Annotated in this window: 12 protein-coding genes and 1 tRNA gene; 9 read left to right on the forward strand and 4 right to left on the reverse strand. The window is 68.0% G+C overall.

The window, feature by feature from the left end; translation table 11 throughout:
• Positions 1-150 precede the first annotated feature (150 nt).
• Both J2850_RS21750 and J2850_RS21755 read right to left on the reverse strand, forming a co-directional pair.
• A complete protein-coding gene (locus tag J2850_RS21750) occupies positions 151-825 on the reverse strand; it encodes a helix-turn-helix transcriptional regulator (RefSeq protein ID WP_209986207.1) in 675 nt (224 codons plus the stop codon).
• Positions 826-989: 164 nt separating this feature from the next.
• Positions 990-1,916 carry a ribokinase gene (locus J2850_RS21755; protein WP_246513341.1) on the reverse strand — a complete coding sequence of 309 codons (927 nt, stop codon included), beginning with the start codon at positions 1,914-1,916 and terminating at the stop codon, positions 990-992.
• Between the two features lie 129 nt (positions 1,917-2,045).
• On the opposite strand from J2850_RS21755, the gene J2850_RS21760 reads away from it, so the two are divergent.
• Together J2850_RS21760 and J2850_RS21765 are read left to right on the forward strand one after the other, a co-directional pair.
• Positions 2,046-2,786 (forward strand): GntR family transcriptional regulator, encoded by a 741-nt coding sequence (locus J2850_RS21760; protein ID WP_246513343.1) that lies wholly within the window; start codon positions 2,046-2,048, stop codon positions 2,784-2,786.
• Between the two features lie 74 nt (positions 2,787-2,860).
• On the forward strand, positions 2,861-3,736 hold the full coding sequence (locus J2850_RS21765) for a transporter substrate-binding domain-containing protein (RefSeq protein WP_209986212.1): 876 nt from the start codon (positions 2,861-2,863) through the stop codon (positions 3,734-3,736).
• A 137-nt stretch (positions 3,737-3,873) separates the two neighbouring features.
• Here the strand turns inward: J2850_RS21765 and J2850_RS21770 are convergent.
• Positions 3,874-3,949: transfer RNA gene (locus J2850_RS21770), tRNA-Ala, on the reverse strand.
• Positions 3,950-4,112: 163 nt separating this feature from the next.
• Complete coding sequence (locus J2850_RS21775; protein ID WP_209986215.1) at positions 4,113-4,505, reverse strand: TIGR02300 family protein; 393 nt, start codon at positions 4,503-4,505, stop codon at positions 4,113-4,115.
• A 438-nt stretch (positions 4,506-4,943) separates the two neighbouring features.
• Between J2850_RS21775 and aroA the strand changes: the two genes are divergently transcribed.
• The 7 genes from aroA to J2850_RS21810 all read left to right on the forward strand — a co-directional run bounded on the left by aroA (position 4,944) and on the right by J2850_RS21810 (position 13,051).
• Positions 4,944-6,281: a 3-phosphoshikimate 1-carboxyvinyltransferase gene (gene aroA, locus J2850_RS21780; protein ID WP_209986220.1), complete on the forward strand. Its 1,338-nt coding sequence runs from the start codon at positions 4,944-4,946 to the stop codon at positions 6,279-6,281.
• A 10-nt stretch (positions 6,282-6,291) separates the two neighbouring features.
• Positions 6,292-6,966: a (d)CMP kinase gene (cmk, locus tag J2850_RS21785; RefSeq protein ID WP_209986223.1), complete on the forward strand. Its 675-nt coding sequence runs from the start codon at positions 6,292-6,294 to the stop codon at positions 6,964-6,966.
• 133 nt (positions 6,967-7,099) lie between these two features.
• Positions 7,100-8,806, forward strand: a complete 1,707-nt coding sequence (gene rpsA / locus J2850_RS21790) for a 30S ribosomal protein S1 (RefSeq protein ID WP_209986226.1) — start codon at positions 7,100-7,102, stop codon at positions 8,804-8,806.
• A gap of 262 nt (positions 8,807-9,068) precedes the next feature.
• Positions 9,069-9,719: a uracil phosphoribosyltransferase gene (gene upp / locus J2850_RS21795; RefSeq protein WP_209986229.1), complete on the forward strand. Its 651-nt coding sequence runs from the start codon at positions 9,069-9,071 to the stop codon at positions 9,717-9,719.
• Positions 9,720-10,129: 410 nt separating this feature from the next.
• Positions 10,130-11,344: a 5-aminolevulinate synthase gene (hemA, locus tag J2850_RS21800; RefSeq protein WP_209986233.1), complete on the forward strand. Its 1,215-nt coding sequence runs from the start codon at positions 10,130-10,132 to the stop codon at positions 11,342-11,344.
• Between the two features lie 228 nt (positions 11,345-11,572).
• Positions 11,573-12,118 (forward strand): hypothetical protein, encoded by a 546-nt coding sequence (locus J2850_RS21805; protein ID WP_209986236.1) that lies wholly within the window; start codon positions 11,573-11,575, stop codon positions 12,116-12,118.
• A 156-nt stretch (positions 12,119-12,274) separates the two neighbouring features.
• The gene (locus J2850_RS21810; RefSeq protein WP_209986238.1) at positions 12,275-13,051 is read left to right on the forward strand and encodes an Hpt domain-containing protein; all 777 of its coding nucleotides are present in this window, start codon (positions 12,275-12,277) and stop codon (positions 13,049-13,051) included.
• Positions 13,052-13,164 lie beyond the last annotated feature (113 nt).

Consider the following 13,164-nt stretch of genomic DNA (forward strand, 5'->3'; position numbering starts at 1 on the left):
GGGAGCAGCCGGGGGCACCGCTGTGGTCCAGGGTCGCGGGGCAATGGCGGCCCGACATCGTGCGAACGCAGGAGACATGGCCTTCCGGAGGATGCCCTACCTCCATCGCGCCGTCCGGTATGCCGGGCGCGGTTGCGCGGGCCTGCACCGTCAGGGCAGGCGAACGGCCAGCAGCAGGCGCACCAGTTCGGCTTGGCGCTTCGTGCCGGTCTTCTCGAACACATGCCCCAGATGGGTGCGCGCCGTCGTCTGCGAGATGCCGAGCCGCCCGGCGACGGCCCTCAGCCCGTCACCGGCCAGGATTTCCAGCGCCAACGCCGACTCGGCGAGCGTCAAGCCGAAGGAAGCCTGCAACTGCGCCACCGAAGGCCGTTCCGTACGCGCGGGATCGGCGATGAACAGCGATGCAACCGGCCCTCCGTGACCGGTTCCGCGCAGGGCGGACGGCAAGGGCACCACGCAGACCGACAGCAGGGGGGACGGCTCGGCCGATCCTGCCCGGCCGCAGACGAGCGGCAGGCCGTGATCGGGAGCCTTGCGGACGGCGTCCGCGGCGCAGGATGCCACCGCTTGGTGCAGAAGCCGCGTTTCCGCCAGGCTGGTCGCCTCGACGATCCCGTTTCGCAGCCGCAGCCCGTGGCCGGCATGCAGGATGTCCACGGCGACCCGGTTGGCGAAATGCAGGCAGGCACCGGCATCGACCAGCAGCACCGCCTGTCCGATCCGATCCAGCAGCCAGGCCAGCGCCGTGGCCGTTCCGGGAGCGCCCGGGTCGGTCGGCTGATGGGGCCGGGACGCGGCCGTAAGGGCGGCAGGACCGGTCATGCTGCACCTCCCCTCCCTTCCGCTGCGGTCGCGGAGCAGGACAATTGGAATGTTTATGGTAGGTCCAAAAACAGTCCAAAGCCAAATGGGCGAGGGTGGTAGCGGAGCAGTGCCGTGTTGGGCCGTTCCGCTCTGCTTGCCCTGCTGCGATCCATCCGCCGCCCTCAGTCTGCGGGACGGAGATACCGGTCCAGTTGGTCGGCGGAAGGGAGCGCATCGAACACGCCGAGCCTGCCGGCAACGATCGCCCCGCAGGCGGCCGCACGCTCCAGGCAGACCGTGAGCGGACGGCCCTGGACGAGGCCGGCGGCCAGGGCCGCGGTGAACGCGTCGCCGGCGCCAAGGCTGTCGACGGCCGTCACGGGAAAAGCCGGCTGGTGAAGGGGAGCGGTGCCGCGCCGGCAGGCCACGGCCCCCCGGGGGCCGAGCGTGATGACCACCAGATCGGGGCCGCGCGCCAGCAGCGAGGCGCCGAGCGCCGCCGCGTCCTCCGGGGAGCTGGCTTGGCCGGCACGGGACGAGCCGGCCATTTGGGCGGCCTCGACGGCGTTCAGCACCAGGATGTCGGTAGTCGACAGCAGGCCGGCAGCCGGCTCGCGGTAAGGGGAGGGGGTCAGCAGGGTGCGGACGCCGGCGGCTCGGGCCAGCATGAAGGCTTCGGCGATCGGCGCGTCGTCGATCTCGAATTGGGCCGCCACCAGGGCCGCGCGCGTCAGGCCGGGGGCGGTGCGGACATCGGCTGCCGACAGCAGGCGGTTGGCACCGGGAAACACCGCGAGGCAGTTCTCGCCATGCGCATCGGTGAAGCCGATTCCGGCGCCGGTTCCGCCGGCGCGGCGGCGGATCATCGAGAGGGGGAGGCCGGCACGGTCGAGCGTGGGTTCGGCCAGACCGCCGAACAGGTCGTCGCCGACGGCGAGCAGCCCGTCGACCGCGACGCCCAGCCGCCGGGCACCGACGGCGACATTCAGGCCCTTGCCGCCTGCCTCGACCGTGAATGCCCCGGCGCGCAGCGATTCGCCGGGCAGGGGGAAGCGGTCGACCTTGGCGGAGCAGGCGATCACGAAGCTCCCCAGGACGAAGAGAAACATGTTCTCATTCATGCCGGCCGCCATCATTCTGGCCTCCAGTCAGGATTTTCCGCCGTGTTGAACCGGACCATGCCTCCACGGGACGTCATAGCCCCAGAACCGGGAGCGGGCCTGCCCGTCCGCCCGCCCTTGCGCTCGCTCCTGCGGCTGAGCGGCGACACCGCGCAGCCCCTGTACCAGCAACTCGAGGACCAGCTTGCGGCGCTGATCGAGAGCGGGGGCGTCCCTGCTGGTACGACTCTGCCGGCGGAGCGTCAACTGGCCGAAAGTCTCGGCGTCAGCCGGGCGACGGTGCAGCGGGCCTACCGGAGCCTGAGCCACCGCAAGCTCGTCAGCGCCCAGGGGCGGCTGGGCTTCATCGTTCGCAGCGACGGCCCGCGCATCCATCCGGGCATGGACCGGCTGAAGGGCTTCACCGAGGAAATGCGCGAACTGGGTCGGGTGCCGTCCTCCGACATCCTGGAACAGCGCGTCGTCTGCGACCGTTCCATCGCGTCGATCTTCGGGTTGCCGTCGACCGCGCAGTTCCTGAAGCTGGTGCGGGTGCGCCGTGGCGACGGCGTGCCGATGTCGCGGGAGACCGCCTGGTACAACCTGGCCGCTGCGCCGGCTCTGGCCACCGCCGACCTGTCGCGGTCGGTCTATGCCTGTCTCGGCGAACTCTGCGGGGTGCCGCTGACCCATTGCGACCAGACCATCGAGGCGACCCTGCCGCTGCCGCAGGAGGCGGCGATCTTCGACTTCTCGGAGCCGGTGGCCTGCCTGCTGATCAAGCGGCGCAGCTACAGCGCCGACGATCGGATGATCGAATATGTGGAGGGGCTGTTCCGTGGCGACGCCTACACCTACCGCCTCAAGCTGACGGTGTGAGGACGGAGCCTCTCGCCAGGAAAGGCCGGCGGCTATACTGTTCGCGCGATGAACAATAAATCGGGAGAAAGCTGATGTCCCTCCGTACCCGGCACCGCAGCCGCCGGAGCCTTTCCTCCATCCTCGGCGCCGCCTTCCTGGGGACGGTCCTCTTCGGCGCCGTTCCATGCGGAGCCGCCACGCCGTCCGCAGCAACCTCTTCCGAAGCGGCCCCTTCCGCAGCCGCCTCCTCCGGGACCACCGGGGCGTCGCGGCTGGATGCCGTGCTGTCCGCCGGCACGTTGCGCGTCGGCACCACCGGCGACTACAAGCCCTTCACCTACCTGAACCCGCAGACGCAGGCTTTCGAGGGCATCGACATCGACCTGGCCCAGGCGATGGGCAAGGCGCTGGGCGTGAAGGTGGAGTTCGTGAAGACGACGTGGGGCACCCTGCTGCCCGACCTGCTCGCCGGCAAGTACGACATCGCGGTGGGTGGCGTGTCCGTGACGCTGGAACGGCAGAAGGCGGCGCTGTTCTCCGATCCGTTGATGCGCGACGGCAAGACGCCGATCACGCTCTGCCAGAACAAGGACCGCTTCCAGACCGTCGCCGACATCGACAAGGCCGGTGTCCGGCTGATCGTCAATCCCGGCGGCACCAACGAGAAGTTCGCCCGCGCCAACATCCACGCGGCGCAGATCGAGGTGCATCCCGACAACGTGACCATCTTCGACCAGATCATCGCCGGGAAGGCCGACCTGATGATCACGGATGCGGTGGAGACGCGGCTCCAGCAGAAGCTCCACCCGGAACTGTGCGCCGTCCATCCGGACCAGCCCTTCGATTTCTCCGAGAAGGCGTTCCTGCTGCCGCGCGACATCGTGCTGAAGCTCTGGGTCGACCAGTGGCTGCACCGCGCCGTTGCCACCGGCGAGTATCAGGCGGTGGTCGACCGCTGGCTGAAGTAGGGGATCGATGCGGCCTCCCCCGCGGCGGCGGGGGAGCGGCCGGACACGAGACGGCCGGACACGAGACGACCGCGCCGGAAAAGGCCGTGTTGGAAACGCCGAAGGCCCGGCGAACGATCGCCGGGCCTTCGGTTTTTTGGTGGAGCCAAGGAGGATCGAACTCCTGACCTCTACAATGCCATTGTAGCGCTCTCCCAGCTGAGCTATGGCCCCTTTTGTCCCTGGGTGGCCGTCCGTTTCCGTCCGGCCTCGGTGGAGCGGGATAATAGTCAGGTGGCGGAGCGTTGCAAGCGGAAAATCACCTGTTTTGCGCTTTTTCTGCTCCGCCCGAGCCTGCCGCCGGCTGCTCCTCCGGCCCGCTCCTCCGGCCTGAGGGTCAGCGCTCCTCCTCGTCCTCGCCCTCGACGTCGACGACCTCGTCCATATCGTCCTCGCCCAGCTCGGACGTGTCCTCGATCAGCACATCGTCCTCGTCGTCGCCGGCGTCATCGGTCTCCTCGATGTCCTCGACGGCCATGTCCTCGTCGGCGTCCTCCAGTTCCGGAGTCTCGCTTTCCTCGGCCTCGTTCTCCTGATCCTCGTCCCCGGTCACGACGGCCTTCTTGGTGTCGTCGGCCGGGGCCGGGCGGGCCTTGCGCGACTTCAGCAGGGCCTCGGGATCGAACTGTGCGCCGCAGCTCGGGCAGACCGGCGGGTCCTTGCGCATGTCGTAATAACGAGCGCCACAATTCGGGCAGATGCGCTTGACGCCCCATTCGGGTTTGGCCACGCCACGTCCTCCGTCACAAAACTCTAAGGGTTCCCAAGAGGCGCCCTTTGCCATGCCCCGAGGCGCTTGTCAAAAAAAACATGCGAAGCGGCGGAGGAGATTGCGGAGGGGGAGCTCCGGCAGTCCCGCAAGGAAGGGGTATCCCATCCGAAGAGGGGTTGTCTTCACCGCGCATTAACCATAATTGGCTAGAACGGGCATGCACATCGTGCAACTCCTCCATTTGGTTTCCTCCTTGAACTCAGGCCGCCCTTGGGCGGCCTTTTTCATGCCTAGGCGGAGGCTGGCCTCGCGCGGCCTTTTCCATGTCCGCGCTTGCGTCCGGACGATGCGGCACGGGCGGGCGGGCACCCCGGCCCGGGCCTCTCGCGTCGCGGCGGGGGCTGTGGTAGGAACGCGGCCACAACCGCTTCACGCCCTGATCCGAGGACCCGTCCCATGCCGCAGGCCAAGCCGCTGCGCTCCTCCACCACCGGTGCGCTTTCCGGCGCCATCCGCGTGCCCGGCGACAAGTCGATCTCACACCGGTCGCTGATGCTGGGTGCCGTCGCCATCGGCGAGACGGTGATCCACGGCCTGCTAGAAGGCGAGGACGTGCTGCACACCGCCGCCGCGATGCGCCTGCTGGGCGCGCAGGCGACGCGCGACGAGGCCGGCGTCTGGCATGTGCGCGGCGTCGGGCTCGGCGCCCTCGCCGAGCCGGCCCAGGTGCTGGACATGGGCAACAGCGGCACCGCGGCGCGGCTGCTGATCGGGCTGGTCGCCGGTCATCCAATCACTTGCGTCTTCACCGGCGACGCCTCGCTGAACAAGCGGCCGATGGCGCGGGTGACCAAGCCGCTGGAGGAGATGGGCGCCCGCTTCGTCGGCCGGTCCGGCGGCCGGCTGCCGCTGACCGTGGTCGGCAGCGACGGGCTGGTTCCGGTCACCTATCGCCTGCCGGTGGCCTCGGCCCAGGTGAAGTCGGCGATCCTGCTGGCCGGCCTCAACACCGCCGGTGCCACCACCGTGATCGAGGCGGAGCCGACGCGCGACCACACCGAACTGATGCTGCGCCACTTCGGCGCCGAAGTGCGTACCGAGCGGCTGGAGGACGGCGCGCTGGCCGTCACCGTCATCGGCCAGCCGGAGCTGACCGGCCGGACCATCCATGTGCCGGCCGATCCCAGCAGCGCCGCCTTCCCGGCGGTCGCCGCCCTGCTGCGTCCGGGATCCGAGGTGCTGCTGAACGACGTCGGCATGAACCCGCGCCGCACCGGTCTCTACGACACGCTGGTGGAAATGGGGGCCGACATCGCCTTCGAGAACCGCCGCGACCAGGCGGGCGAGCCGGTGGCCGACCTGCGGGTGAAGCATGGGCCGCTGAAGGGCGTGGTGGTCCCGGCCGACCGCGCCCCCAGCATGATCGACGAATATCCGGTGCTGGCCGCCGCCGCCGCCTGCGCCGAGGGCGACACCGTGATGCTGGGCCTGAAGGAACTGCGGGTGAAGGAGAGCGACCGCCTCGCCATGGTGGCGGAGGGACTGACCCGCTGCGGCGTGTCCGTGCAGGTCGGCGCCGACGACAGCCTGACCGTGCACGGCACCGGCAGGCCGCCGAAGGGCGGCGCCACCGTCGCCACCGCCATGGACCACCGCATCGCCATGAGCTTCCTGGTGCTGGGCATGGCGTCGGAGGAGCCGGTGTCGGTCGACGACGGCGCCTTCATCGAAACCAGCTTCCCCGGCTTCGCCGGGTTGATGAACGGGCTGGGCGCCAAGATCGCCGATGCGTAAGGAAACCGCCATGTCGAACTCCGTTCCGGTCGTCGTCGCCATCGACGGCCCCGCCGCCAGCGGTAAGGGCACGCTCGCCCAGCGCATCGCCGACGCCTTCGGCTTCGCCCACCTCGACACCGGCGTGCTGTACCGCGCGGTCGGCGTCGCGGTGCTGCGGGCGGGCGGCGATCCCGCCGACAACGCGGCGGCGGCGCGGGCCGCCTACGAGCTGCATCCCGAGCACCCGATCCTGCGCGAGGTGGCGCTGCGCACCGACGAGGCGGCGCAGGCGGCCAGCAAGGTCGCGGCGGTCCCGGAGGTGCGGGCGGCGCTGCTCGATTTCCAGCGGCGCTTCGCCGCGCACCCGCCCGAGGGGGCGCCGGGCGCCGTGCTGGACGGGCGCGACATCGGCACCGTGGTGTGCCCCGACGCCGTCGCCAAGCTGTTCGTTACCGCTTCGGTGGAGGTGCGGGCCGAACGGCGACTCAAGGAGTTGCAGAGACGGGGGATTCCGGCTATATCCTCCGATGTCCTGGAGGACATGAAGGCTCGTGATGCGCGCGACAGCCAGAGAGCGGTAGCCCCGCTCCGTCCGGCTGCCGACGCTTTTGTGCTTGATACGTCCGCTCTCGATGCCGACCAGGTGTTTGCGATGGCGGTCGACCACATCGGTGCGAAGACCGGTCTCAAGCCCGGGGCCTGACACCCTCCACGGAAAACCATCAACCAAGTCGCCGGGCGTGGTGCCCGGCGCGGCGGTTCGGTCGAGGCCCCTGCCGTTTTGCCGCGGCGGGGTCCGGAACGGGGCCGCTTTCGCGCCACCTTTAGGAGTTTCAATGGCACAGTCAATGGCCCGCACGGTCGAAAAGGAAAGCTTTGCGGCTCTGCTCGAAGAGTCGCTGGGCGCGGCCGAGTCGCTCGAAGGCACCGTCGTCAAGGGACGCGTCGTCGCCGTCGAGAACGACATGGTCACCATCGACGTCGGTCTGAAGTCGGAAGGCCGCGTCGCGCTGAAGGAATTCGCCGTTGCCGGCCAGCCGCCCGAGCTGAAGGCGGGCGACACCGTCGAGGTCTACCTCGAGCGGATGGAAGACAAGAACGGCGAGGCGATGCTGAGCCGTGAGAAGGCGAAGCGCGAAGAGGCCTGGGCCCTGCTGGAGAAGTCCTTCCAGGACCAGACCCGCGTCACCGGCGTCATCTTCGGCCGCGTCAAGGGCGGCTTCACGGTCGACCTGTCGGGCGCCGTGGCCTTCCTGCCCGGCTCGCAGGTCGACATCCGTCCGGTCCGCGACATCTCCCCGCTGCTGGGCACCCCGCAGCCGTTCCAGATCCTGAAGATGGACCGCTCGCGCGGCAACATCGTCGTGTCGCGCCGCGCCGTGCTCGAAGAGAGCCGTGCGGAGGCCCGTTCGGAGCTGGTGGCCAACCTCAAGGAAGGCCAGATCCTCCAGGGCGTCGTCAAGAACATCACCGACTACGGTGCGTTCGTCGACCTGGGCGGCGTGGACGGCCTGCTGCACGTCACCGACATCGCGTGGCGCCGCATCAACCATCCGTCGGAAGCGCTGCAGATCGGCCAGACCGTCACGGTCCAGGTCATCCGCTTCAACCCGGAAACCCAGCGCATCAGCCTGGGCATGAAGCAGCTCGAGGCCGACCCGTGGGAAGGCGTCGAGGCGAAGTATCCGGTGGGCGCCAAGTTCAAGGGCCGCGTCACCAACATCACCGACTACGGCGCCTTCGTGGAGCTGGAGCCGGGGATCGAGGGCCTGGTCCACGTCTCGGAAATGTCCTGGACCAAGAAGAACGTCCATCCGGGCAAGATCGTGTCGACTTCGCAGGAAGTCGAGGTCATGGTCCTGGACGTCGATCCGCAGAAGCGCCGCATCAGCCTCGGCCTGAAGCAGTGCCTGGACAACCCGTGGGAGACCTTCACGGAGAAGTTCGGCCCGGGCACCGAGCTGGAAGGCGAGGTCAAGAACATCACCGAGTTCGGTCTGTTCGTCGGCCTGCCGGGCGACATCGACGGCATGGTCCACATGTCCGACCTCGACTGGAACAAGTCGGGTGAAGAGGCGATCGCCGAGTACAAGAAGGGCGACCGCGTCAAGGTCAAGGTCCTCGACGTCGACGTCGAGAAGGAGCGCATCAGCCTCGGCATCAAGCAGCTCGCGAACGATCCGTTCGAAGCCGCCACTGCCGGCCTGAAGAAGAACGAGGTCGTGACCTGCACCGTGACGCAGGTGACGGACGGCGGCATCGAGGTGTCCGTCGGCGAGGGCTACACCGGCTTCATCCGCAAGTCGGACCTGTCCCGCGACCGTTCGGAGCAGCGTCCGGACCGCTTCGCCGTCGGCGAGAAGGTCGACGCCAAGGTCACCCAGATCGACCGCGCTTCCCGCCGCATCTCGCTGTCCATCAAGGCTCGCGAGATGGAGGAAGAGAAGCAGGCGATGGCCGAGTTCGGCTCGTCCGACTCGGGTGCGTCGCTGGGCGACATCCTGGGCGCCGCTCTGAAGCGCAAGCAGCAGAACGACGAGTGATCGTCTGACGGCTCTCCCCCCGCCCCGGACGGACTTCGGTCCGCCGCGCGTGGGGGTGGAGCCGGCGATCTCCCGGAAGGGTAAGAGAAAGGCCGCGTCCCGCTTGGGATGCGGCCTTTCTCTTTTCGGGGCTTTCTCTTTCCGGGCCTTTCTATTTTCGGCTGGACGGCCGCATGGCGATCCCGCGCATGCGCGGCTTGGCCCCGGCCCCCCGGGCGGGGTAGGATCGGGCATCTTTACCGTCAGCCTCGACCCGGATTCCATGCGCACCCAGCCCGAATTTCCCAACCTGTTCATCCTCGACCACCCGCTGATCCAGCACAAGCTGACCCACATGCGGAACAAGGAGCGGTCGACCGGCGGGTTCCGCACCCTGCTGCGCGAGATCTCGCTGCTGATGGGGTATGAGCTGACGCGGGACATCCCGCTGACCACCGAGCGGATCGAGACGCCGCTGCAGCCGATGGACGCGCCGGTGATCCTGGGCAAGAAGCTGGCGGTGGTGCCGGTGCTGCGCGCCGGTCTCGGCATGTCCGCCGGCCTGCTGGAGCTCGTTCCGTCCGCCCGCGAAGGGCACATCGGGCTTTACCGCGACCACGAGACCAAGCAGCCCCACGAATATCTGGTCAAGCTGCCGCCGGCCGACGGGCGGCTGTTCATCGTCGTCGACCCGATGCTGGCGACCGGCAACTCCGCGTCCCATGCCTGCGACGTGCTGAACCGCCATGGCGTCGACGACCAGAACATCCGGTTCATGGCGCTGGTCGCGGCACCCGAAGGCGTCCGCCGCTTCCACCAGACCCACCCCGATGTGAAGGTCTTCACCGCAGCGCTCGACAGCCATCTGGACGAACATGCCTACATCGTCCCGGGGCTGGGAGATGCCGGCGACCGCATGTTCGGCACCAAGTAAGGACGGCCGCAGGACAGCCGGGCGCGGGAAGAACCGCCCCGGCATGCGACCGTCCGGAAATCGAGAAAGCAGTCTTGCAGGCAGCCGCATGTCGGCCATGCGTCCTCTTCCTGTATTTCCCTGCCGAGATCATGGTTTTGCCGGCAACAATGGCATTGTCATTCCGGAAACCGGCAAATCCTCGCTTCCCGGCATTCGGCGTCATGGGATGCCGACCTGCCGGATGCGCATGGGCCGGATTTCGCCTCTTGTGCAAAAGTCCGGGAGAAGGCCGCTTGATTTCGATCAATGGCGGCTGGAATGCCGATAAGTATCATGCCATCCTCACGTTGCGCCGCCCATTGGCCTACTGCTTATGTCCTTAGACTGGCGCAACCGACCGTCTGGATGACCGCGAACGGAACTGCGCGATGGATTACGAAACCTTCTTCCGCAACCAGATCGCCACCCTCAAGCAGGATGGCCGTTACCGGGTTTTCGCCAATCTGGAACGGCACGCGGGCAATTTCCCGACGGCGACCTTCCGCGATGCCTCCGGGCGCGAACGGCCGGTCACGGTCTGGTGCTCCAACGACTATCTGGGCATGGGCCAGCATCCGAGCGTGCTGAAGGCCATGCACGACGCGCTCGACCAGGTCGGCGCCGGCGCCGGCGGCACCCGGAACATCTCCGGCACGAACCACTACCATGTGCTGCTGGAGCGCGAGCTGTCGGACCTGCACCGCAAGGAAGCGGCGCTGCTCTTCACGTCGGGCTACGTCTCGAACGACGCGACGCTGACCACGCTCGGCAAGATCCTGCCGAACTGCGTGATCCTGTCGGACGCGCTGAACCACAATTCGATGATCACCGGCATCCGCAATTCGGGTGCGGAAAAGCATATCTTCCGTCACAACGACCCCAAGCATCTGGACGAACTGCTGTCCGGCATCGCGCCGGGCCGGCCGAAGGTGGTGGCCTTCGAGAGCGTCTACTCGATGGACGGCGACATCGCCCCCATCCACGACCTCTGCGATGTCGCCGAGAAGCACGGCGCCATGACCTACCTCGACGAGGTGCATGCGGTCGGCATGTATGGCGACCGTGGCGCCGGCGTGGCCGAGCGTGACGGCGCCCAGGACCGCCTGACCATCGTCGAAGGCACCCTCGGCAAGGCCTTTGGCGTACAGGGCGGCTACATCACCGGATCGACGGCGCTGGTCGACTGCGTCCGCAGCTTCGCCGCCGGCTTCATCTTCTCCACGTCCTTGTCGCCCGTGCTGGCGGCGGGGGCACTGGCCTCGATACGCCATCTGAAGCACAGCCAGAGCGAACGCGCGCACCACCAGGAGCGGGCGGCGACGCTGAAGCGCCTGTTCGCCGAGGCGGGGCTGCCGGTGATGCCGTCGATGAGCCACATCGTGCCGTTGATGGTCGGCGATGCCCACCGTTGCAAGCGTGCGTCGGACGAGCTGATGGAGCGTCACAACATCTACGTCCAGCCCATCAACTATCCCACCGTCCCGCGGGGGACGGAGCGGCTGCGCTTCACGCCCACCCCTCTGCACACCGACGCGCAGATGGCCATGCTGGTCGAGGCGCTGCTGGACGTGTGGGGACGCCTCGACCTGCGGCTCGCGGCCTGACGGCGGACGGCGTCACCGCCCGGTCCCTTGCGGATCCCCGAGGAACCCTTTTGGCGATGGGGGCTTTTTGCCCTCTGGACAGATGGGGTGCGGCCCCCTACGTTGAGTGCAGGGTTGCGACCGGTTCGCAGCGTCATCGCTGTGGACCGGGCCCGACCGCACCGTCCGTCCCGTCCTGTCCAGGGAATCGCTCGGGGGTTCACCAGGGGGTTCGCCAAGGGGTCCGCCATGTACCGTGACAACTCGCTGATGCCGAAAGAGGCGGTGCGCCTCGTCGTTCTGGGGACGCTGATCCAGGGCGGTCCCCTGCGCTATGCCGATCTGGCGGGCACCGTGCGCCATTTCCTCGACCGCATCATGGGTCCGTCGCTGGACCTGATGGGCACGTCGCTGGAGATGCTGCGCTACGAGGGGCTGATCGAGGCGCTCGACGGCAGCGGCATGGAGGACAACGCCCTGCTCGGGCCGACTGCCGCCGGCCGGACCGAATTCGAGACGCTGATGCGCGCCAATGTCCGCGCACCTTCGGCCGACGGGCTGAACAAGCTGGTCATCGCACTGAAGCTGCGCTTCCTGCACCTGCTGGACGTCGACTCGCAGCGTGAGCAGATCGACAATCTCGTGGCGCTCTGCGAGACCGAACTGGCCCGCCTGGGCGACCTGAAGCGCACCAGCGCGGGCAGCACCGGCCATTTCGACGCCTGGCTCGACCAGGACATCGCCCAGGCCGAGGAGCGGCTCGACTGGTTCCAGGCGCTGCTGTCGCGGCTCTGAACATCGATCTCCACGTGGCGTCCACGCGGCGTCACGCGTCCGGCGGTTCCTTTTTCCCAATGCGGCGCGCTCCTGACCCAGGGTGCGCCGCATTTGTCTTGATGACCGGATCTGGTGTACTTTCGTGGTACCCCTTCACCATCCGGATGCCGCTCCATGGCCTCGCACCTGTCGACCGACGACCTCGAAGACCGCCTGCGCATGGAGTTCGTGGACGATGCGCGCGACCGGCTCGACCTGATGAACGTGACCCTGGCCGACCGGGTCAAAGGCCTGCGCACCGATGCCGACGCCATCGGCGTGCTGCGCCTGGAAGCCCACAACTTCAAGGGCATGGGCACCAGCTTCGGCTATCCAACCGTCAGCCTCGTCGCGCACCGCCTGGAGGATTATCTCAGCGGGCTGAAGCGGCTGGACGAGAGGCAGATCACCGACGCACAGATTTTCATCGACCGCATCTCCGAACTGGTCGACCGTGCCGAGCAGCCGCTGCTGGCCGAAACCAACCGGATCATCCGGGCGCTGCCGGTCCGTTACGAGTTCCAGGTCACCGACGTCGAGGTCCGCAACGTCGAGATCATGCTGGTGACCCCGTCCAAGGTCGTCGCCAAGAAGCTGGGCACGGAGCTGGCGGCCTGCGGCTTCCGCACCATGACGGTGACCGATCCGATCGAATCGATCAGCCTTGCCGTGCGCGTGCCGCCGGACATGGTCATCGCGTCGATGGTGATGGACGGGTTGTCCGGGCTCGACCTGATCCGCGGCCTGCGCGCCATGAGCGTCACCCACCATGTGCCGATGGCCCTGCTGACCTCGCTCGACCTCGACCATCCGTCGCTGAAGGAAATTCCGCACGGCGTCTCCGTCATCCGCGTCGGCGGGCATTTCGGCGACGACTTCGCGGCCGTGGTGGCCAGGCATAATCTCGGCTGAGACGGGCTCGGCTGAGAAGGGTGCGGCCGGACAAGGCTTGGCTGAACGTCATCGTCACATAGCCGCGCTTGCGCTGCCGGGAAGCGCCATGTTAGGCGTCGGGCCGGTCAACA

It is taken from the genome of Azospirillum picis, from assembly GCF_017876115.1.
Lineage (GTDB): Bacteria > Pseudomonadota > Alphaproteobacteria > Azospirillales > Azospirillaceae > Azospirillum > Azospirillum picis.

Coding starts and splice junctions, on each gene's coding strand:
- upp (WP_209986229.1), top strand. CDS start 9,069: ATGCGCACCCAGCCCGAATTTCCCAACCTGTTCATCCTCGACCACCCG.
- hemA (WP_209986233.1), top strand. CDS start 10,130: ATGGATTACGAAACCTTCTTCCGCAACCAGATCGCCACCCTCAAGCAG.
- J2850_RS21805 (WP_209986236.1), top strand. CDS start 11,573: ATGTACCGTGACAACTCGCTGATGCCGAAAGAGGCGGTGCGCCTCGTC.
- J2850_RS21810 (WP_209986238.1), top strand. CDS start 12,275: ATGGCCTCGCACCTGTCGACCGACGACCTCGAAGACCGCCTGCGCATG.
- cmk (WP_209986223.1), top strand. CDS start 6,292: ATGTCGAACTCCGTTCCGGTCGTCGTCGCCATCGACGGCCCCGCCGCC.
- J2850_RS21755 (WP_246513341.1), bottom strand. CDS start 1,916: ATGTTTCTCTTCGTCCTGGGGAGCTTCGTGATCGCCTGCTCCGCCAAG.
- rpsA (WP_209986226.1), top strand. CDS start 7,100: ATGGCACAGTCAATGGCCCGCACGGTCGAAAAGGAAAGCTTTGCGGCT.
- J2850_RS21765 (WP_209986212.1), top strand. CDS start 2,861: ATGTCCCTCCGTACCCGGCACCGCAGCCGCCGGAGCCTTTCCTCCATC.
- J2850_RS21750 (WP_209986207.1), bottom strand. CDS start 825: ATGACCGGTCCTGCCGCCCTTACGGCCGCGTCCCGGCCCCATCAGCCG.
- aroA (WP_209986220.1), top strand. CDS start 4,944: ATGCCGCAGGCCAAGCCGCTGCGCTCCTCCACCACCGGTGCGCTTTCC.